Origin of the sequence: Mesorhizobium sp. M0058 (assembly GCF_040323095.1) — a bacterium.
GTDB lineage: Bacteria > Pseudomonadota > Alphaproteobacteria > Rhizobiales > Rhizobiaceae > Mesorhizobium.
Genome location: NZ_JAMYUQ010000028.1, coordinates 1 through 19,137 on the forward strand (window position 1 = coordinate 1; position 19,137 = coordinate 19,137).

Annotated in this window: 19 protein-coding genes and 1 pseudogene; 15 read left to right on the forward strand and 5 right to left on the reverse strand. The window is 58.0% G+C overall.

Annotated elements, in window-relative coordinates; all coding sequences use genetic code 11:
* Positions 1-45: 45 nt before the first annotated feature.
* Complete coding sequence (locus NKJ75_RS30595) at positions 46-330, reverse strand: helix-turn-helix domain-containing protein (protein WP_352500577.1); 285 nt, start codon at positions 328-330, stop codon at positions 46-48.
* A 126-nt stretch (positions 331-456) separates the two neighbouring features.
* On the opposite strand from NKJ75_RS30595, the gene NKJ75_RS30600 reads away from it, so the two are divergent.
* From NKJ75_RS30600 to NKJ75_RS30610, 3 genes and pseudogenes are all read left to right on the forward strand, one after another.
* Positions 457-1,497 (forward strand): IS110 family RNA-guided transposase, encoded by a 1,041-nt coding sequence (locus tag NKJ75_RS30600; protein ID WP_023806369.1) that lies wholly within the window; start codon positions 457-459, stop codon positions 1,495-1,497.
* A gap of 367 nt (positions 1,498-1,864) precedes the next feature.
* A complete protein-coding gene (locus tag NKJ75_RS30605; RefSeq protein WP_023806370.1) occupies positions 1,865-2,047 on the forward strand; it encodes a hypothetical protein in 183 nt (60 codons plus the stop codon).
* Positions 2,017-2,247, forward strand: a pseudogene (locus tag NKJ75_RS30610) (integrase core domain-containing protein); the annotation flags it as partial. The gene NKJ75_RS30605 and the pseudogene NKJ75_RS30610, both read left to right, overlap by 31 nt.
* Positions 2,248-3,542: 1,295 nt before the next feature.
* On the opposite strand, the gene NKJ75_RS30620 reads toward NKJ75_RS30610, so the two are convergent.
* From NKJ75_RS30620 to NKJ75_RS30630, 3 genes are all read right to left on the reverse strand, one after another.
* Positions 3,543-3,815 carry a DUF6894 family protein gene (locus NKJ75_RS30620; protein WP_352500578.1) on the reverse strand — a complete coding sequence of 91 codons (273 nt, stop codon included), beginning with the start codon at positions 3,813-3,815 and terminating at the stop codon, positions 3,543-3,545.
* Between the two features lie 31 nt (positions 3,816-3,846).
* Positions 3,847-4,581 (reverse strand): Crp/Fnr family transcriptional regulator, encoded by a 735-nt coding sequence (locus NKJ75_RS30625; protein ID WP_023807133.1) that lies wholly within the window; start codon positions 4,579-4,581, stop codon positions 3,847-3,849.
* A gap of 137 nt (positions 4,582-4,718) precedes the next feature.
* Positions 4,719-4,877, reverse strand: coding sequence for a hypothetical protein (locus tag NKJ75_RS30630; RefSeq protein WP_023807132.1), 159 nt, complete (start codon positions 4,875-4,877; stop codon positions 4,719-4,721).
* Between the two features lie 304 nt (positions 4,878-5,181).
* Between NKJ75_RS30630 and NKJ75_RS30635 the strand changes: the two genes are divergently transcribed.
* From NKJ75_RS30635 to NKJ75_RS30690, 12 genes are all read left to right on the forward strand, one after another.
* Positions 5,182-5,370, forward strand: a complete 189-nt coding sequence (locus NKJ75_RS30635; protein ID WP_023807131.1) for a DUF3606 domain-containing protein — start codon at positions 5,182-5,184, stop codon at positions 5,368-5,370.
* A gap of 547 nt (positions 5,371-5,917) precedes the next feature.
* Positions 5,918-7,834, forward strand: coding sequence for a methyl-accepting chemotaxis protein (locus tag NKJ75_RS30640; RefSeq protein ID WP_352500579.1), 1,917 nt, complete (start codon positions 5,918-5,920; stop codon positions 7,832-7,834).
* On the forward strand, positions 7,827-9,323 hold the full coding sequence (locus tag NKJ75_RS30645; RefSeq protein ID WP_352500580.1) for a chemotaxis protein CheW: 1,497 nt from the start codon (positions 7,827-7,829) through the stop codon (positions 9,321-9,323). The genes NKJ75_RS30640 and NKJ75_RS30645 overlap by 8 nt, the downstream gene beginning before the upstream one ends.
* Entirely contained in the window at positions 9,320-10,405 is a 1,086-nt protein-coding gene (cheB, locus tag NKJ75_RS30650; RefSeq protein WP_352500581.1) for a chemotaxis-specific protein-glutamate methyltransferase CheB, read from the forward strand. The genes NKJ75_RS30645 and cheB overlap by 4 nt, the downstream gene beginning before the upstream one ends.
* Positions 10,396-11,019, forward strand: coding sequence for a HEAT repeat domain-containing protein (locus NKJ75_RS30655; protein WP_352500582.1), 624 nt, complete (start codon positions 10,396-10,398; stop codon positions 11,017-11,019). The genes cheB and NKJ75_RS30655 overlap by 10 nt, the downstream gene beginning before the upstream one ends.
* Positions 11,016-11,852 carry a CheR family methyltransferase gene (locus NKJ75_RS30660; RefSeq protein WP_352500583.1) on the forward strand — a complete coding sequence of 279 codons (837 nt, stop codon included), beginning with the start codon at positions 11,016-11,018 and terminating at the stop codon, positions 11,850-11,852. The genes NKJ75_RS30655 and NKJ75_RS30660 overlap by 4 nt, the downstream gene beginning before the upstream one ends.
* Positions 11,849-12,244, forward strand: a complete 396-nt coding sequence (locus NKJ75_RS30665; protein WP_023807125.1) for a response regulator — start codon at positions 11,849-11,851, stop codon at positions 12,242-12,244. Before NKJ75_RS30660 ends, NKJ75_RS30665 begins: the two co-directional genes overlap by 4 nt.
* Positions 12,237-14,462 (forward strand): chemotaxis protein CheA, encoded by a 2,226-nt coding sequence (locus NKJ75_RS30670; protein WP_023807124.1) that lies wholly within the window; start codon positions 12,237-12,239, stop codon positions 14,460-14,462. Before NKJ75_RS30665 ends, NKJ75_RS30670 begins: the two co-directional genes overlap by 8 nt.
* Complete coding sequence (locus tag NKJ75_RS30675; protein WP_023807123.1) at positions 14,459-14,713, forward strand: hypothetical protein; 255 nt, start codon at positions 14,459-14,461, stop codon at positions 14,711-14,713. The genes NKJ75_RS30670 and NKJ75_RS30675 overlap by 4 nt, the downstream gene beginning before the upstream one ends.
* A gap of 57 nt (positions 14,714-14,770) precedes the next feature.
* The gene (locus NKJ75_RS30680; RefSeq protein ID WP_050588969.1) at positions 14,771-15,148 is read left to right on the forward strand and encodes a response regulator transcription factor; all 378 of its coding nucleotides are present in this window, start codon (positions 14,771-14,773) and stop codon (positions 15,146-15,148) included.
* On the forward strand, positions 15,145-15,786 hold the full coding sequence (locus NKJ75_RS30685; RefSeq protein ID WP_023807121.1) for a chemotaxis protein CheX: 642 nt from the start codon (positions 15,145-15,147) through the stop codon (positions 15,784-15,786). The genes NKJ75_RS30680 and NKJ75_RS30685 overlap by 4 nt, the downstream gene beginning before the upstream one ends.
* 4 nt (positions 15,787-15,790) lie before the next feature.
* A complete protein-coding gene (locus tag NKJ75_RS30690) occupies positions 15,791-18,082 on the forward strand; it encodes a PAS domain-containing hybrid sensor histidine kinase/response regulator family protein (protein WP_023822833.1) in 2,292 nt (763 codons plus the stop codon).
* A 207-nt stretch (positions 18,083-18,289) separates the two neighbouring features.
* On the opposite strand, the gene NKJ75_RS30695 is transcribed toward NKJ75_RS30690, so the two are convergent.
* The gene (locus NKJ75_RS30695; RefSeq protein ID WP_023806847.1) at positions 18,290-18,688 is read right to left on the reverse strand and encodes a response regulator; all 399 of its coding nucleotides are present in this window, start codon (positions 18,686-18,688) and stop codon (positions 18,290-18,292) included.
* Positions 18,689-19,137 lie beyond the last annotated feature (449 nt).

Consider the following 19,137-nt stretch of genomic DNA (forward strand, 5'->3'; position numbering starts at 1 on the left):
CGCGAGCACAAGAAGCTCGCTCTGCGCCAAGCCGCATGACCAGCATCATGGCCGCCCCATTTTGCAGAACTTGACGCACACAACCTCGAGCTGCTTCACATGTTGACTGACGGCTGGCTTGCTTGTCCCGAGCGCAGCCGCCGCTCGCCTCGTCGAACCTTCCCACAACACTTCTCGGAAAACCTTCGGTTGACGGAGCTTCAGAGCGACCCCACGATGGACTCGATTGAGTGAACCTGATGGTGGTGAGCATCGCAGAGGATCGGCGACCGGGCTGTCATAATCCCAGCCCGCATCCGGTCCCGCGGGCGGGTTCGATCCCTGATGCATGATGCGGACCCCGCGGACGGGGACAGTCGGTCCCGCGTCCCGTCATGCGGCCGGCGCTATGCTGACATGGGGTAATTGCGGGCGATGCTAGATTCTTCGCCGTCAGTGATTCTCATGGAGGCCAACATGGACCAATTTGTTGGGTTAGACGTCTCGCAGGAGATGACCCACCTGTGCGTTATCGGCAATGACGGTAAGCTTGTCTGGCAAGGAAAGTGCCTATCGACGCCAGAAGACATAGCCGGAAACATCAGATCCAAAGCACCAGATGTTGTACGCATAGGGCTCGAAAGCGGTCCCTTGTCGACCTGGCACTGGCACGCCTTGAAGGCTATGGGGCTGCCGGTGCTGTGCCTTGATTCCCGCCATGCGCAGGCGACCATGAGTGGCCAGGTAAACAAGACCGACAAGAATGATGCCTATGGATTGGCTCAGATCGTCAAGGCGGGCTGGTATAGGGAGGTCGGGGTAAAGAGTCTCGACAGCCACGCCGTCCGCTCGATGCTTGGAGCACGAGCTCAACTCGTCGGAATGCGGGTAGAGGTCACCAACCAGATCAGGGGCATTCTCAAAACTTTTGGCGTCATTCTGTCAAGACGAACGGGCGAGCCGTTCGAACGGCTCGTGGATGAGGCGTGCGACAATAGCGACCCAATGCTCAATCAAACCGTCCGGTCGATGCTGTGCGTCCATTCCTGCCTGAAGGAGCAGATTCGGCAGCTTGACCGCCAACTGATGAGCCGTGCTCGAGGGAGTGCTGTGTGCCGGCAGCTTATGGCCATTCCTGGCGTGGGCGTCCTCACGGCCCTCGCGTTCGTGACAGCGGTCGATGATCCGTCCAAGTTTGCGAAATCCAGAAGCGTTGGCGCGTACTTCGGCCTGACACCGCGATGTTATCAGTCGGGTGAAATCGATCGCAAGAGGGGCATCTCAAAATGCGGAGACAGTCTTGTCCGTACCTATTTATTTGAGGCCGCCGGCACGCTCCTGACGAGGGTCGAGAAGTGGTCGGGGCTCAAAGCCTGGGGCCTCCGGATCGCCAAGCGCAGCGGCTTGAAGAAGGCAAAGATCGCCGTCGCACGAAAGCTAGCAGTAGTCATGCACCGCATGTGGGTGGATGGTGTATCCTTCCGATGGTCGGCCGCAGAAGCGGGGGCCGTCGCATGAAGATAGAGGTGAACCCGAAGAAATCCGTCGCTCGACGGTAATCTTGTCCCTTGCCGGGACAAGCAGCGGCAAACCCGCCAGGAGCTATGCAGCCCTTCCACCGAAGCGGACTGCGTTGCTGACATTGGGAGCCGCAGCGTCCGATGCCATGCTGTGGCGAGCACTGTTCGACCACGAAGAGAACGCTGAAACCGGCAGGAGGCAGGTCATTAGTCCAAGGCCGCGTGGTTGAGGAGGGGAAAGAGAGCAACCGATCATTCGAACTGGAATCCTACGCCGTAGCCTTCGCGGAAGGCCAGCGTATTCGCCGGCATCTCGATAAGGTCGTGCGGTTGTAGACCGCTCCCGCAAGGCGCATAGTCGCGCCATGAAGATGCCAGTGAAGGCCGATCTCGCAAACGACAACGGCAAGCCAGAAGATCACCAAGCAGCCGCGACCACTGCGCTGCACAAGGCAGTGGCAGGTCTGGACGCGTCGGCTGAATTGCTGGCCGCGATCCTCGCGGCGCCGAACCCAGCCCATGGACCAACGGCCAGGTCGAACGCATGAACCGCACGATCAAGGATGCGACCGTCAAACGCTTCTACTACGAGAGCCATGACCAACTGCGCCAGCATCTCGCCGATTTCGTCTTAGCCTATAATTTCGGCCGTCGACTGAAGACCCTCAAGGGCCTCACGCCCTTTGAATACATCTGCAAAATCTGGACAAAAGAGCCCGAACGATTCAGGCTCGATCCAACCCATCAAACCTTAAACATTATTAATTGGATCCGCCAAGTCGCTGGCGGCGATAGGATCGCCCCGCGCCACAATGGGCAGTTGCTCGGCCACCCACCTGTCCAGAAACTTAAGGCCGCGAACGCTCATTCGGTTAAGCCAGCATCAAAGTGGACCCCAGCATCGACCAGCGTCCGATATATGCCGTCAACTTCTTCGTCGATCTCTTCGCGTTTGATACCCAAGGCTTTAGCGTCGGCATACAATTTGTGTGTGTACTCACTTATCGAGACGGCGTCGACCTTAGCCGTTTCGGGGAGATTGTTGCCGATCCAGCGATCGAGGAAGTTGACGCCGCGTGTGCTCATGAATGCATAAGCGAATGCCGCCAGCTAAGTTCCTCGTATAGCACTTTCATACAAGTGCGCGGTCCCGCCATCGCAGGGTATCGTCCATCACTGCGTAGAATTTCGGCCGGGGTGGCTATGAGCTCATATCGGGTGGAAGAGATCGAAGACGACGTGTTGCAGGCGACCCACCAAGTTGAGCGTTGACGCCGTTCGAAGCCGCCGCAAGGGCGGTTAACCGAGTGGTGACTTTGCGAAATAGCCAAGCCAAATGGCTCAGAGGGACCTTCGTAGACGTCCCGAAGGGACGCAACAAAGGTCCACCTGCGGTCTATGACTATCGAGGGATCGGCCCAGTGCGGCGATAGCGCGAGCAGTACTAAGGCGCGATGATGTAGCCGATCATGTCATCGTTGGGGTCTTCATCGGTTAGCTGTTGGAAGAGCCGCTTCGCATGATCGGGCCATCGACCCTCTGCGATCCCTTGTTCGCTTGCCGACTGCCGAAAGGCCTGGCGCACCATGGCGAAATCGAAGGCCGAAATCTAACCGCATTCACGGTCCTTGCCCATGATGGTAAACCTCCCGAGGATGAGCAAGAGCTGGCGAACTCTCAAACGCCAGCAGCGCATAAATCACCTAGCTCCCTTGCAACCATAGGCCGATGGAGAACTTTTGATGTACGTTTTTTACCAAGGTTAGCCGCGCGGTTGTCGGCTTTGTCACCGGCGCTTGTCGGCTGAGCGGATATCACATAGCCGCAGCGGCGCGGGTTCACGTCGGGCCATTTTGAACAGGTTTGAGGGGCGGTAATGCTTAAGGCGCAAAGAGTGCTCGATCCGGGTTCAGATTGGCGATCCATATGCAGTGGCGATCTTTGCCGACAAGCATGGACTCTCGTTTCCAATGGCCCATCGCATAATGCGTGCCATGCCGCGGCGCGCGCGTTTCTGGCGGCGCTTGATTTGCGTGGACGCTGTCAGACGTGAGAATCGGGAGAACTGCCACCGCCGTAACGGCCCTCTGCCTCAACCTCAAAGTTCAGCGAGACCTGCAAGACCACGCCGCCTCCGTCATCGCGGACCTTGATCGTCAACCTGTGGTGATCGCCATCTGGCAGGCTCTCCTTGATCATTTCAACGAGAGTGCGAACGGCTTCCTCCTTGACTTGATCGAAGGCCGAACAATGGGTGCCCTGGTCGTCATGGTAGATTAAGCCATTGTCATCGAGGTCGAAATAATAGAGGGCCATTTGCCCAAACCTGGGTCAACGTCGGTTCCCGTCAAGGGACAATCTGCGGCTGGATCTCGATTTCGCCGACGAGCCGCCTGTATTCCGCTTCCGGTTCCCCATAGCTACCGTTTGCGAGATCGATCAGACCTTTTCGGTCGCGAATGACCACTTCACCACGCCGGGATTGTATGAGCCCGCGCCCCTCAATCATCTGCAGTGCGACCGTGACTCCAGGGCGCCTCACACCGAGCATCACGGACAGGTATTCATGGGTGATGAAAAGTCTATTGCCAACAACACGGTCGTCACACATCAGAAGCCATCGAGCCAAACGATCCTCGATTTTGCATCGCGCATTGATCAGAGCGGTGTAGGTGGATTGTATATGAAAAGCGTGGACGTAGCGCATCAGAAACGGCCGAAGTGTGTTGCTCGCCTTTAAAGCCGCTTTGAACTGCGAGGCGTCGATCACCAACACCTCGCCGGTCATCTGAATAAAGCAATCATGCGTGGCCTGGTCGTCGCCCATCACAAGAGCCGAGCCGGTCATGCCTTCGAACCCGATGATGCCGACTTCTGCGTCGGCTCCCCTGTTCTTCCTGGCCACCACGGAGGCAAGGCCGCTGCAAGGGAAATAAACATATTCGATTTTTTGCCCGGCGTTTTCGAGCGGCGTGCGTAGATCGAGGAAGGTGTTGCGCAGATGCGGCTTGAGGTGATCCAGATCGGCAGGATCGAAGCGCCGCAGAAGCGCATTTTTGTTTGTATCAAGATGCAGGTCCATAGCGCTCGCTCCTCTCGGGCGAGAGCACGCGTCCCTCAGTCGTCGGCGCCCAAGGCAATTTGCAGACGATTCAGCTGGAATAGCGTCGGCAGCAGAGCCTGTCCGCCTTGGTACAAAACCGACAATTACGTGCTCACTTACGTCTTCTTAAGCAGGCGAGCTTCCCGCAATATCGAGGAACGATCGAAGCCGACCAACGAAATTATCTCGGTGATCTGCTGCTCGGTGGCCCCGGCTTCCAGCGCAAGCGCGCTGACGATCTCGGGTTTAAGGCCGGGGCGACGTTCTTCTGTCATCGCGTTTGCTCTCGCTTCAGGGCAAGAGTGCGATGGTCGCTCCCAAGCGTCAGCGCCCATTACTGTTCAGCTGACGACCTGGCCCTTGTACGCTTTCGGACGGACAGTAGCGAGTCAAATACTAAGTAGGGCATTATTTCCATCCTCACGGAAATCCTGCAGCGAAGCATGCCGGGAGGTCTTCCTTGCCGCCAGGATGCCCCCTCAAGCTGGCTTAAAAAGCGAGAACTGCTCCGGAATCCGCATGGCGGCAACAAAACTGCGTGTTTCGCGTTGTGGGTGATCGGAACGGAGCTGAATCATCATGCCAGACGACAAGAGTAAAACAGATAATCGGGATCGCAGCCGGGTGTCTGGTGACGAAGAGTATGAGGTCGGCTATCTCGCCAGCAAATTCGGTCTCAGCATCCCCGATGTGCGCCAGCTCATCGTGAAGCATGGCAATGACCGTGATACGCTGGAGCGTGAGGCTAAGGCTCTTGGAAACAGGTAGCAGAACGAACATGCCAGGATATCAGATCGAAGAATGAAGAGGACTGTGTCTCATCTCACGCCACGAACGCGGATGATCCGCTATCGGACGTTGAGAAGTCACAGTGTCGCCTAGAAGCGGCGCCCTTCAACCTCATGTTCAGCGGCTTCCAGGTTTGCAAGGTCGGTGCCTTCGGTTTCCAAATGGGTGGCGTCCGGGTATGGGTAGGGGTTCCGTTTCGATTAAATTCCCGAGTTGCCGCAACTGCGGCCAAGACAAACTGGTCCCGGTTTTTACCTCAGCTGCGCCGTGGCCCTTCCCTCGATGATCTCTCGTTTTGGGAGAAAGCGAACCTACCGCAATGGCATCGTTCATCGAATAGCGGACCGCTTATAACGCGGCTAAGCGACACCTGCCTCGCGATAGTGGCCGACCGCAATCCACCAGGATTGCCGCACCAACTTGAAGTCTGAGCACGTGGCCAAGCTATCTGCGGTGGCGCGCTTACCGGCGATGAGATAGAAATCAGGCAAACGCCCCTACCCGCGAAATAGGATTTCAGTCCAATATGTCGCTCGTTAAGACGTCAAGGATCGCGAAACGCACTGGGCCAGACAAGGGTTTGCATCCCGAAAAAGCAGATTTGCCGGCCAGATCACGCCAAAGCATCAAATCAGACCTACCTCACGGACAAATTGCCGAACGGTTTGCCGCCGCCACTGAGGAACTGGCCAGCGGCATCACCGAGGCATCGGCCGCCGCTGAAGAATTACGGCGATCGATGGACCAGATCGCCGCGGGTGCGGAGGAAGCATCAGGCGCGGCTGAAGAACAACTGCGCACAATCAGCGACTCCACGCAAACGCTAGCCGTGGGACGACGCTTAGCCGAGGATTCGCAAAGGCGATCGGAATCGGTGCAGGGCTTGCTTGCCGATGTGACGAATCAGCTGATGAATGCGGTCACTGCGATTGAACGAAATGCCGCTCGCCAGGAAAGCTCGGCACAATTGATTGCCGTTATCGAAAAACGCGCTGAAGAAGTCGGCGCTATAGGCCGCACGGTCAGCCGCATCTCGGACCAGACGAATCTGTTTGCCCTCAACGCCGCCATCGAAGCCGCTCGCGCCGGCGATCATGGCCGCGGATTTGCCGTAGTCGCTGAAGAAGTAAGGTCGCTGGCGCAGATATCCGACACCAGCGCACGTGAAGTTCAGGCGCTGTCCACCAGCATCCAAAAAGAGGTCAGCGCGGTTGCGGCTGGAGTCGCTGCAGCCGCTCACGCTGCGGCATCTGAAGCAAAGGCCTCAAACGTCGTGCTGCGAAACGTTCGCGCCATGAGGGAAATCGCGGGCGAGATCGCGCTCGGCAGCCGCGCCATCTCGCTGGCTTCGGTTGAAGCCGAAAAAGCTGCCACCGAGGCGCAAAAAGGTGCCGAGCAAGTTGCCAGTGCCGCGGAGCAGCAGTCGGCTGCAGCTGCGGAATCGCAGGCAGCGATCCAACAGCAGACGCAGGCGCTTGTTGAAGGCCAAACGGCAGCGCACGCGCTGGCACGCTTGGCTAATCTATTGCGCGGCGGAGACGCGGGAAAAGCCGCCGAGCAGGCGTCCTCGGCAGCCGAACAGCTGTCGGCGAATATTCAGGAGCTCTCGGGGGCCGCCGGTCAGATTCTGGCTGCGGTCGAGCAGATCAACCGTGGCGCCCAGCAACAGGCGGCGGCCACCCACGAAAGTTCGGCCTCGCTGAGCCAGATCGAGCAAAGTGCTGCCCTTGCAAAAGAAAATGCAGTTGCAGCCGAGGAGCGTGTTGCAGCGATGGAACAGTCGCTGAGGGAAACTTACGCGGCGGTCGAAAGCCTTATTAACGGATTGACGGGTTCCCTCCAGGACACGACAGCGAGCGTATCTGCGTTGCTAAGTTTGGAGGTAACTGGCCGCAAGATCGAGAAGATCGTCGATGCGATCACGTTAGTCGCGGTTCAGACCAGCATGCTTGCCGTCAGTGGAGCGGTCGAAGCAGCCAGGGCGGGCGACTATGGCAGCGGCTTCTCCTTGGTGTCCAAAGACATTCGCGGGCTGGCGCGCGAAGCATCGCAATCCTTGGATAAAGTGAAGGATACGGTTCGCGGAATTATCGAGCAGATATCTTCGCTGCGTGGCGATCTCGAGCGGATCTGCGGCCTGTCGGAAGTCGAGATTCAGAATAGTCGCGCCACCTTAGCGGTATTTGAGAAGACCAAAGAAGAGCTGACGCAGCTCGTCGAGGCGAGCAAAGCGATCAATTCTGGCGCTACCGACATACTCGCTGCGGCGAGCCAGGCTTCAGCTGGCGCGAAGCAGATTGCAACAGCCGCAGAGGAAGCCGGCGCAGCGTCTAGAGAGGCATCGACCGCTTCCCAAGAGCAAGCGCGAGGAGCTGAGGACCTGGCTGCGGCGATTGAGGAGATTGCCTCCCTCGCTGAAGAGCTCAAGTCACAAAATGTCTGAGCAAGGCGCGCCAGCGGCGCTATCCAAACGCTTCCTGGCGGTTCGCTGCTCCGAGCATACTTACGCGGTTCCGGTCGATCGGGTAGCCGAGATCGTCAGGGTACCCGAAATGGCAAAGGTGCCGCAAGCCCCAGCGGCTTTGTGCGGGTTAGCGAACTTGCGTGGGTCAATTGTGCCAATTGCGGACTTGAGCCGGTTGCTGCGACTTGCTTCTGAACCTCTGTCGGATTCGGCGCGAGCCGTGGTCATCGACGCACCCGCGCCGTATGCGCTGCTTGTCAACACGGTCGAAGGGATCGTCAACGTACAGGCAAGCCGCATCGAGCAGCGTCATTCACTCAAGGGCGCCGCGGTGAGCAGCGGCGATGACAGTGTCTTCTCAAATGATGGCGAGGCGGTGCGGATTCTCAACGTTGATACCCTGCTCGAAGGGGCGTTTACCCCCCAAGCCCGGGACCGTGTAACCGGCCGCAGCCGTACGTTGGTTCCTGATATGAGCGCCATAGGCGCTGTAGGTCGAGAAATGCTCGCAACGTTCGTAGTGGATGGGCAGGATTACGCATTTCCATTTGCCGTGGTGCAGGAGGTCTTCAATATCCCCCGAGGCCTGACTTCTCTGCCGGGCGCGGATGCGCAGGTCCCTGGTTTGATATCTTTCCGTGACGGACTGCTGCCAATTTTGTCCCTAAGAGCACTGTTTGGCCTCGCTAACGAGATTCAGGGAAATGAGAAGGTCATCGTCGCGTATGTCCGCGGCACCGCGGTCGGCGTCGTTGTCGACGCTGTCAAGCAGAGCATCGCCATCGATCCTCTGAGGCTGGAACCCGTGCCGCCGATTATGGCAGCCAGAATTGGCGGCGAGGCCAAGGTCAAGGCAATCTATCGGAGCGAGGCGGATAGCCGGCTGCTTTCGGTCTTGCACCCGGATTTGTTGCTCAGCGAGGAAACCATGCGTGGTCTGGGTCATGTGCAAGCTCCGGCGCGAGACGGCTCCGCATCGACAGAAGGTTCAAAGCGCGACGAGATCAAGCTGCTCGCCTTCCAACTTGGCGCCGGCGAATTCGCCTTGCCCATTGAGGCCGTCGAGGAAGTTGCACTGGTGCCGGAGAGTGTGACGCGGGTTCCAAAGACACCCAAATTTCTTGAAGGGGTCATCAATCTGCGCGGCGAGGTGCTGCCTGTCATCGATCAGCGGAAGCGCTTCGACATGCCTCCGCTTGAGAATCGTGGCCGGACGCGTCTGATTGTGGTCAAATCCGGTTCCCACCGCGCCGGCATCATCGTCGACAGCGTCTCGGAAGTCTTGGGCGTCGATGCATCAGCGCTCGCTCGGGCGCCGGATCTGGCGGGAGAAACTACGCGCCTGATCCAGTCGATCGTCAGCCTGGATGAAGGCGTTCGCATCCTCATGCTGCTTGATCCAACCGAACTGCTCACGCGTGCCGAGCGCACCTTTTTGGACTCTTTTCAAACCAAGCTGCAGACTTGATCAAGGTTCTGATCATCGACGACTCTGCCCTCGTTCGAAAGCTGCTTGCCGGAATGCTGTCGGACGCATCCGAATTCCAAGTTGAAACCGCTCGAAATGGCGCCGAAGGACTGGAGCGCCTGCACGCCTTCCGCCCCAATGTGGTCACGCTCGATGTCCACATGCCGCAGATGAACGGCTTTATGTGCCTTGATCGTATCATGCTGGAAAGGCCGACCCCGGTCATCATGGTATCGTCGGTGACATCACAGAGCGCCGATGAGACCCTGCAAGCGCTTCGCCTCGGCGCATTCGATTTCGTTGCTAAGCCCTCGGGAACATTGTCCTTACGCGTTGATCAGATGAAAGACGATCTGCTCGACAAGATTCGAACCGCCGCCGTCACCGGCATCAAACCCACGCTGCGATTGCAGGAACGTATACGCCACCGTATAGGGCAGACGCTGCCGACAAGTCCCCATCCCGCCCCAATAGCGTCAAAAGAACCCATTGTAAAAACTGGGGTAAATGGGCTGGTGCTCATCGGCGTTTCGACCGGAGGGCCGCCAGCACTGGAGGCTGTTGTCGGAGCGCTGCCAGCATCGTTCTCCTGGCCAATTTTGGTTGCTCAGCACATGCCAGAATCCTTCACGGGCGCACTGGCCAAACGTTTGAACAGCCTGAGCGCCATCGAGATCGTGGAGGTTACCCGCCCGACGGAAGTCGTGCCTGGTGTCGCTTACATTGCGCGGGGTGGGGCGGACATGATTGTATCGCGCCGAGGAGGCGTCGTCTTTGCCATGAATGTCCCGTCCCAGGTCGACTATCCCTGGCATCCAAGCGCCGACCGGCTTGTTCGAAGTGCCATGGAACAAATACCTCCCAGCGACCTTATCGGTATTCTCATGACCGGAATGGGCAATGACGGCGCCAGTGCTATGAAACTCCTGCACGAGCGAGGCGGAACGACGATCGCCGAAGCGGAAGAAACCGCAGTGGTTTGGGGGATGCCCGGGGAATTGGTCAAGGGCGGTGGTGCAGATTGGATTCTGCCGCTACCCGAGATAGCCAGGCAATTGATGAAGGTTGTGCCTTGCCTCTGATCCGCAAAGAGCTTCCCAACCAAGCCGGGATCCGCGACGCATCGCCCACGGATGCATTTTCTTCGTTGCTGAGTCGGAACAGTGAGGAAAGGCGAGCGGCGGCTCGCGAGTTTATTGTCACCTCTGACAACGCCGCTGTGATCTCCAGCGCGATTCAGAGTGAAGCGGTTGATGGCGTGCTGCAGGCTTTGTTTACAGCCCTTATGCGATCAGCCAATGCGGCAAGCGTCGACGTTGCTCTGCAATACCTACGATCCGACGATGCCCGCTTGCGCACCGGGGCACTAGACGCCTTGCGCGCATTGCAAGATCAGCTCCTGCCGCGGTTGACCGGACTGCTCAGTGACCCGGAGCCCGACGTTCGCATCCTCGCCTGCGAACTCGTTCGCGCGCAGCAGCCTTCAACGGTCATTGATTTGCTGGTTCCCCTCCTGGCTAATGATTGCAATGGCAGCGTTTGCGGTGCCGCGATCGACGTCATGGCGGAGGTGGCGGCGCCTGACCACGTTGCCTTGTTGCTCCACTGCGCCGCGCGTTTTCCCTCGGATCCCTTTTTGGATTTCGCCGCCAAAACCGCGGCCCTCCGGATCGGGGCGCGGAACGCCCCTCAGTGATCGAGATCACGGACGAAGAGATCCGTCGACTGGGAGACTTCCTCTATCGACGCACCGGCATGGTCTATTCGGTATCCAAGCGCTATTACATAGAGCGCCGGATTGCTGATCGTGCAAACGCAACCGCCTCTCCTTCTTTCGAAAGGTATTTCGCCAAACTTCGTATTGATGCCGAGGGTGAGATCGAGAAGTTCGTCAACGCCTTTACCGTCAATGAGACTTATTTCAACCGGGAAGATCACCAATTTCGGTGTCTCACGAAGGATTTGCTGCGTGAAAGAATCGCAGCCGGCTATGGGAAGGACCAGTTGCGTTTGTGGTCGGTACCTTGCGCGACTGGGGAAGAACCCTATTCGATTGCGATGTGGCTTTTGGACAAGTGGCCGCTGGTCGACGCCTACAGCATCGAGATTTGCGGCTCAGATATCGATACCGAAGCGCTTGCCGCTGCCAAGCGCGGCTTTTATGGCAAGCGCGCACTGATGCGCTTGCCGGCCCAAGTCATCGACCGTTACTTTCACCAAGAAGCCGACGATCGGTGGCGGCTTGTCGACGAGTTGAGAGAGTCGGTGCAATTTTCCAGTGTCAATCTAATAGAATCTAACGAGACCAGGCACCACGGCCAATTCGATGTCATTTTTTGCCGAAACGTCCTCATCTACTTCGACGACGCTTCGCGTCGCATTGCTGCAGACAACCTCTATGAAAGCCTTTTGCCCGGCGGCTACATTTGCCTTGGCCACACGGAGTCGATGAGCCGTATCTCTCCGCTGTTCGAAATCCGTCGGTTCGAAGATGGTATTGTCTATCAGAAACCAGAGGTCGGGCGGTGAGCAAACCTACCCTCCATCGCGTCCTGGTGGTCGATGACGCAGCTCTCGTGCGCCTGTATTATCGAAGCGTGCTGGAGCCAGCGGGCTATGAGGTGTTCGAGGCTTTGAACGGGGTGGAAGCCTTGGAGCAGCTGCTTGGGTTCGAGATCGTCGACCTTCTGATCGTGGACATCAACATGCCGGTCATGGATGGCCTCAGCTTTGTAAGGGTGCTTCGGCAACGCGGCGAACCGTTTGCGTCCACCCCCGTGCTCATCATCAGTACGGAAGCCGGGCTCCATGACCTGCGAGCTGCCCAAATTGCCGGAGCGAACTTCTACGCCGCCAAGCCCGTCGCTGGGCAGGACCTGTTGGAGCTCGTTGCCTTGCTTGCCGGATCAACCCATGACTGAACTTCTTGAGCAGTTCCTGGTGGAGTGCCGCGAGTCTGTGCAGCAGGCTACACTGGATCTTCTGGCGCTCGAAGGTGAATCAGGCGATCACACTAGGCTGGACAGTGCTTTTCGGTCGTTTCACACCCTCAAGGGCGGGGCCGGCATCGTCGATTTTCCAGATATGGCGAGGGGTCTGCACGCGGCTGAGGAACTGCTCGCTTCCGCCCGGACCGGTACGAGGACGTTAAGCACTGCGGATATCGGCAACTGTCTCTGGGCATTGGATCAAGTCACCGGCTGGCTCGATGGCATTGAGGTAAAGGGAATTGTCCCGGAGGATGCAGGGTCGACCGCGGATGAGATGGTCCGCCGCTTGCAAGCGGCACTATGTGAAGAACCTCCGGGGAAGAGCCCGGCCGCTTTATTGGCGACGGGGTGGCTGACATCTCTTTTGAACGCCAACCATGATGTCGCAGCCCGAGCCTCAACCGGGTTGTTGTTCCAGCCCGATCCACAGTGCTTCTTTCGCGGCGAAGATCCCCTTGCGTTGGTTGCCGGCCTGCCTGGCCTGTTAGCTCTTCATGTGGAACAGGTTCATGTCTGGCCTTCGTTGAGGGAAGGTGATCCCTTCGAGTGCAACCTGCTCTTCACAGCGTTGTCCTCTGCCCCGAAGGACGCTTTGCTGCGCCATACCCAAGCGATAAGCTCGGACTCTTCGAGCCTCCTCGAGATCCGCGAGCTTTCTTCTGCCGTCCCCGATCAGCGCGCAGGACTTAGCCGGATGGCGCGGCTGGTGCTCGAAGCGCAGTCCCAACTCCTTTCCCAGGTCGCGACCACAGGTCTGGCCGGCCGCGTAGGCGCCGCGCGGCGCGTGGTGATGAACATCCTGGCTCGCAGCGTCCGGCACAAGGATGCGCTGGAACGCTACGATAGTAGTGTGCCGGACGCGGACGATCCAGAGGGACGACAAGCTCTCGTCCTCCTGATCGACCGGGTTTTGGGAGACGATGCCCAAGTCCTCGAATTCTCCGTGAACCGGGATTCCCGCCTCGCCATCCCGAACTCAAATGCGGCCCGTTCACTGCGGGTGAGCGTCGAACGCATTGATGCCTTAGTGAATTTGGCCGGCGAACTGTCGGTTGCCAAGAATGCCATAACGCATGCCGCAACCCTAGCCCGGAGTGGAACTCCTTCGGCGGATTTGGCGGCCGTGTTGGAGGAACAACAATCCCGACTGGAGAGGTTGGTCGGTGAGTTGCAGCGTTCTGTCTTGAGCATCCGTGTCTTGCCCATGCGACAGGTGTTCCAGAGGTTTCAGCGCTTAGTGCGAGACCTTGCGACCGAAACAGGTAAGTCAGTGGTTCTCGTGACAGAAGGGGAGAACACCGAAGCCGACAAGACCATCGTCGAGGCTCTTGGAGAGCCGATTATGCATGTTGTTCGCAATGCAATCGACCATGGTGTGGAACCGGCGGACGAGCGCATCAGGACGGGGAAGCCACCGCATGCCACGATCTGCCTGCGTGCAGCGAAAGTCGGCGACAGCATTGTCGTTGAGGTGGAAGACGATGGTCGAGGTGTGGATTTCGCGAGAGTTCGAAGGGTTGCCGCAGAACGCGGCCTGACGACCGGGTTCGCCTCGCTTTCCGATGACGATGCGTTGGAATTGCTGTTCAATCCGGGGTTCTCGACAGCCGCAACTGTCAACACGGTCTCCGGCCGTGGTGTTGGGATGGACGCGGTGCGATCGGCGATAGAGGCGCTCGGCGGATCGGTTGGCATTGAGACGAAGCCCGGAAGCGGGACGATCGCAAAATTCACCCTGCCCTACTCCATCCTGATGACGCCCCTCGTCACCGTGGAAGTGGTCAAACAAGCTTTTGGCGTTCCGCTTGAGAAAGTCATCGAAACCCGTCGACTTTCGCGCGGTGATGTCTCGATGGTTGGCGCCGCGCGCGTGTTCGGGCATCGCGGCCATACCATCCCGCTCGTTAGTCTTGCGGCGACGCTTGGCGAAACGCCGTCGGAAACGATCGCCGACGATTTCCAAGTCCTAGTCGTCCTGGTCGGGAACGACATGTGCGGGATAGAGGTCGATGATGTCGGGGAGACAATGGATATACTGATGAGGCCCATCGAGGGGGTGCTCGCGGGTGTAGAAGGCGTTGCAGGCGTCACAATTTTGGGTGATGGCCGCGTCATGCTTGTTCTCGATGTGGAGGCTTTGCTGAAATGACCGTCATTTCCGACCCCAGCGACGGATCGATCCGGCTTGAGGGTGACTGCACTTTAGAAGACAGCGAAACCCTGCTGGCAATGCTGGTTGAGTCAGGCAACACCTTGGTTGACTGGCGGAAGTGCACCAAGATCCATGCTGCCGTTCTGCAAGTCCTGATGGCGGCCCGCGTGAGGGTCATTGGGCCGGCGGGCTCGCCATTTCTCGAAAGCTTTTTTCATCGGGGCTTCACGGCAGTGCATGGCCGCTAGTTCACAATTATTGCCTTTTATGCGATATCCCTAACCCCAGCTGAAATGAAGGTCGTAATGAACGTTTTGATCGTCGACGACAGCAAGCTTGCGAGAATGGCCTTGGTCAAGATTCTCGCCAAGAACTATCCGACATGGGTGCGCAAAGAGGCCGGCAACGCTGATGAGGCGCTTCAACTGGCGAGTGAGTTCGCGGCTGATATCGTGTTGATGGATTACAATATGCCCGGCCGCGATGGGCTTGCCTTGGCGGCGGACTTTCGTGCCCAGGATCCGTCAATGCGATTGGCACTGATTTCCGCTAATCAGCAGCACGAAATCGTCGAAGGTGCAAAGGCGCTGGGCGCTTCCTTCCTGACCAAGCCAGTGAATGGCCCGGACCTGGTTGCGTTTCTCGGCAAACCAGACACTCCCGTTGATCAGGACGATCAATGATAACTCCGGCCGACCTTGTCTTGGAGGAACTGGAGAGGGATGCCCTCACTGAACTGGTGAACATCGCCGTCAGCCGAGCCGCCAAGAATCTCCGCGAGATGGTTGGACGACAGGTGTTCCTGTCGGTCCCAAGAATCAACCTCGTCGGCAGGCAGCAAGCCATCGATATCTTGGACGAACGCGAGATGGACCGTCTGGTTGCCGTTCACCAGGTTTTCGAAGGTGATATCACTGGTCGCGCGCTGCTTATTTTCCCGGAGGAGCGAAGTCTCGAACTTGTGCGTGCTGTAGCCGGTCCGGACCATTCATTGGAAGACATCATCGACCTTGAACAGGAAGCACTCGCAGAGACGGGCAACATCATTCTCAACAGTTGCCTTGCCACCATCGCCAACCTGTTGCGCCGTAGTCTTCGCGTCTCCTTGCCTGAGGTCATTCGAGGCACTGGAACCGACTTCTTCAATCTGGCGCCGCCGCCCCTACCCGGCGAGGTCGTGCTGTTTCTCTACATAAACTTCACCGTCAAGGACAATGACATCACGGGCTACATTGCTATGCTGATGGACATGCCTTCCCTAGCGGTTTTGAAGGGCCTCTTGTGCGAGTTTATTGAGCGGATCGGTGGGACCGATAAATAGTGCCATGTTGAACACTTCTCACGATAATTCGACGCCGATATTAGATGCACTCGATTGCGGTATAATCGTGCTCGGTTATCAAAGGCAAGTGACCGCCTGGAATGCCTGGATCGCCGCAGCCAGCAATATACGGACGACCGAGGCGACCGGAAAATCAATGGAGGAGCTTTTTCCCGGCCGGCCGCTCGGCCCAATCCTCGTCGCGGTAAACGAGGCTTTGGAAGCCGGGGCCTCCAGCCTGCTGACCCCTACACTCCACCCAGCCCTGCTAGGGTTGCGGACGCGAGCGGGCCAGCCGCTGATCCATAGCATTTCCATCCGACCAATCGGGGCGATAGGTGCGTATGAATGCCTTATTCAGATTTCGGATGTGACGGGGGCGATGCGGCGGGAAGCGGTGCTGCGCCAACGGCAGAATGCCCGTTATGATGCGGTCATGGAAAGCGCCGCGGAAGCCATTCTTACCCTGGATGACACCGGGGCAATCCAGGGAGCCAATTCGGCGGCCGAGGTGCTCTTCGAAATCGACAAGGCATCGCTTGCCGGTCAGCCGAGCGCCCGTCTGTTCGTGGAAGGCGACCGGTGGTCGCAATTGCACGACGCCAGTCGCTCAGGGCAGCAAATAGTTCATCGAGAAGTTTCCGTGAAGCGGCGCAACGGGTCGACGCGCCATCTCGAAGCTTCGATTAGCCGTTGGTCAGGTGGCGCCAAGCAATTCACCACCGCCTTTTTGCGCGATGTAACAGATCGCCTGTCCTCACAACTGAAGCTGAAGACCCTGAATGAGACATTGGAGCAACGGGTAGCTGACGCAACCGGTGAGCGCGATATGATCTGGCGCGTCAGCCAGGATCTTTTCGTCGTAACGGATTTCGGCCTCAAGTGCCAAAGTGTGAATCCGGCCTGGACCGAGCATCTCGGCTTGGACGAAAGCGAGGTCGAGGGTAAGGCTTTCGAGGATTTCGTTCATCCTGAAGATGTTGCGGCTGTGACACGGCTCTCACTATCGGATAGCCGGGTTGTGGTTCGCGACCTCGACTTACGCATGCGTGCCAATGATGGCAGGTTCATCTGGTACAGTTGGCAATTTATGCCGCGAAACAACCAATATTACGCCGCCGGGCGCGACATCAACGTCCGCAGGAATTTGGAGGATCAGCTGCGCCAAAGCCAGAAAATGGAGGCGGTGGGGCAACTCACGGGCGGTATCGCGCACGACTTCAACAACATGCTGGGAGTTGTCATCTCAGGACTCAACTTGATCCAGCGGCGCGTCGACCGCGGCGAGTCTGGCGTGCACCAACTGATCGCAGCCGCGACCGAGGGTGCCCACAAAGCTGCCATGCTGACGCAAAGGCTACTGGCTTTTTCCCGGCAGCAGCCGCTTTCCCCTGAATCCCTCGACGTCGGCCGGATGGTGCAGGATATGTCGGAGCTTTTGCGCCGGACGCTGGGCGAGCACGTAACACTTAATACGGTCGTGCAATCCGATGACGGTGCAGTGCTCGCTGATCCCAGTCAACTCGAAAATGTCCTCGTCAATCTGGCGGTCAACGCTCGCGATGCCATGCCGCAGGGCGGAACCCTGACCATCGAAACCTCTGCACTCCTGGTCGACCAGTCGGTTGCTGCAGATCATGGCATTTCCCCCGGCCCCTACGTCCTTATTGCGGTGAGGGACACGGGCTCGGGTATGAGCGCGGAGGTTCTGGAAAGAGCCTTCGAGCCGTTTTTTACCACCAAAGGTGTCGGCAAGGGAACCGGCCTTGGGCTGAGTCAGGTGTTTGGCTTCGTCAAGCAGTCCGGTGGCTATGTCAACATCGATTCAAAACTGGGGGTGGGGACTACCATCAGCATCTGGTTGCCAAGGCACAATGGTCCCGCCGATGGAGCACGGCGGGCGAACAGCCAAGACGTTGCCAATGGCAAGCCAGAGGAATTGATCCTCGTCGTCGAGGACGAGGCGAGTGTAAGACAACTGACAATGCAAATGCTCGAGGATCTCGACTATTCGGTGATTTCTGCTGAGAATGGGGTGGAAGGCCTGCGCATTCTTGAGGATCGAGGAGACGTTTCCTTGCTGCTGACGGATGTTGTCATGCCCGGAATGAACGGTCGGGAATTTGCGGATGCTGCCGTTGAATTGCGGCCTGACTTGAGGGTGCTCTTTACGTCCGGTTACGCACGTGATGCCATAGTTCGCAATGGGATCATCGATCCAAACGTTCAACTCCTGCAGAAACCCGCTACCCTCCAAGCTCTCGCCCAGAAAGTCAGATTGGTTCTGGATAACTAGCCATTCGGTAACCGGCCGTTCCGGTTTTCAGGCAAGGGGTAGCGCGCTCGAGATGTCTTATTTGCCGAGCAGCCGAAGATACTGCCTTAGAGTCGGTGGGGCGCCGCAAATCAGGCCCTCGCCGTCGCGAAAGGTCCCTTCACCGCGGCCTGACATTGAGCACCTCTCCTTCGAGCTCGGGATCAAACAGCTAGCTACCAGCCGCAGCTATTCTGAGGCTGGGAGTTGGTCCACTCCTTGTTGATTGAGGAGAGTTGCCAGCCCGGTAATGATCTGCGGCATAACAAACGGCTTGGTGATCATCAGGCTGTTGGGTACGCCAAGCGACGGCCAGTCGTCCGCGCCATCGCCACTCATGTATATCACTGGCATGGTAGGATTGGCGGCTCGGAGGTGCCGGGCCACATCCCACCCGGTAGGGCCGTCTCCAAGTCTGATATCTGTCAGCAGAGCCGCAACTCGCTCAGGCTCACGATCAAAAGTCGCAATGGCTTCAAGGCCCTTTAAGACGGCGATCACCTCGAACCCGGCCTCGCGGAGGGAGTTCTCGATGTCTAAGAGGATCATGCTCTCATCCTCTACGATCAGGACGGAACCCGACGGCATTGAAAGCCCTGCCCCGTGAGTAATTGCTCAGTAATTCAACGGCCGCAGGCCTCGAATGTTCCTCGCATAATAACATATGTTATTCTGGGGATAGCAGGCTGTGATCCGGAGTCTGCGGCTTCGAACGCAATGGCCCCTCACAAAAACAGCCACTTAGGTGGGAACTTATATCAAATGTTATAGTTAGGAAGGGGTCTGCGAGCGGTTGGGAAGGATCCTAGGCAGCATGATGTCTGAGCCCGAGCGTCGCCTTGTCCAAAGGCTTATCGAAGAAACCGACACCACGGAGCCGCAAGCCTGGAGTTAATAGGGCTGCTAGGAGCAAGTTGGTCCGCCCTCGTGCGGGAAGCCAAAGGCATCAAGCACAATCTAACGTCGCCAGCCCTACCGCCATCGAGAACGTTAGCGCCTTACCCGAACGGGGTCTTGATGGCACAGGCTCCTACTTC

Coding starts and splice junctions, on each gene's coding strand:
- NKJ75_RS30595 (WP_352500577.1), bottom strand. CDS start 330: ATGCATCAGGGATCGAACCCGCCCGCGGGACCGGATGCGGGCTGGGAT.
- NKJ75_RS30600 (WP_023806369.1), top strand. CDS start 457: ATGGACCAATTTGTTGGGTTAGACGTCTCGCAGGAGATGACCCACCTG.
- NKJ75_RS30605 (WP_023806370.1), top strand. CDS start 1,865: ATGAAGATGCCAGTGAAGGCCGATCTCGCAAACGACAACGGCAAGCCA.
- NKJ75_RS30620 (WP_352500578.1), bottom strand. CDS start 3,815: ATGGCCCTCTATTATTTCGACCTCGATGACAATGGCTTAATCTACCAT.
- NKJ75_RS30625 (WP_023807133.1), bottom strand. CDS start 4,581: ATGGACCTGCATCTTGATACAAACAAAAATGCGCTTCTGCGGCGCTTC.
- NKJ75_RS30630 (WP_023807132.1), bottom strand. CDS start 4,877: ATGACAGAAGAACGTCGCCCCGGCCTTAAACCCGAGATCGTCAGCGCG.
- NKJ75_RS30635 (WP_023807131.1), top strand. CDS start 5,182: ATGCCAGACGACAAGAGTAAAACAGATAATCGGGATCGCAGCCGGGTG.
- NKJ75_RS30640 (WP_352500579.1), top strand. CDS start 5,918: ATGTCGCTCGTTAAGACGTCAAGGATCGCGAAACGCACTGGGCCAGAC.
- NKJ75_RS30645 (WP_352500580.1), top strand. CDS start 7,827: ATGTCTGAGCAAGGCGCGCCAGCGGCGCTATCCAAACGCTTCCTGGCG.
- NKJ75_RS30670 (WP_023807124.1), top strand. CDS start 12,237: ATGACTGAACTTCTTGAGCAGTTCCTGGTGGAGTGCCGCGAGTCTGTG.
- NKJ75_RS30675 (WP_023807123.1), top strand. CDS start 14,459: ATGACCGTCATTTCCGACCCCAGCGACGGATCGATCCGGCTTGAGGGT.
- NKJ75_RS30680 (WP_050588969.1), top strand. CDS start 14,771: ATGAACGTTTTGATCGTCGACGACAGCAAGCTTGCGAGAATGGCCTTG.
- NKJ75_RS30685 (WP_023807121.1), top strand. CDS start 15,145: ATGATAACTCCGGCCGACCTTGTCTTGGAGGAACTGGAGAGGGATGCC.
- NKJ75_RS30690 (WP_023822833.1), top strand. CDS start 15,791: ATGTTGAACACTTCTCACGATAATTCGACGCCGATATTAGATGCACTC.
- NKJ75_RS30695 (WP_023806847.1), bottom strand. CDS start 18,688: ATGCCGTCGGGTTCCGTCCTGATCGTAGAGGATGAGAGCATGATCCTC.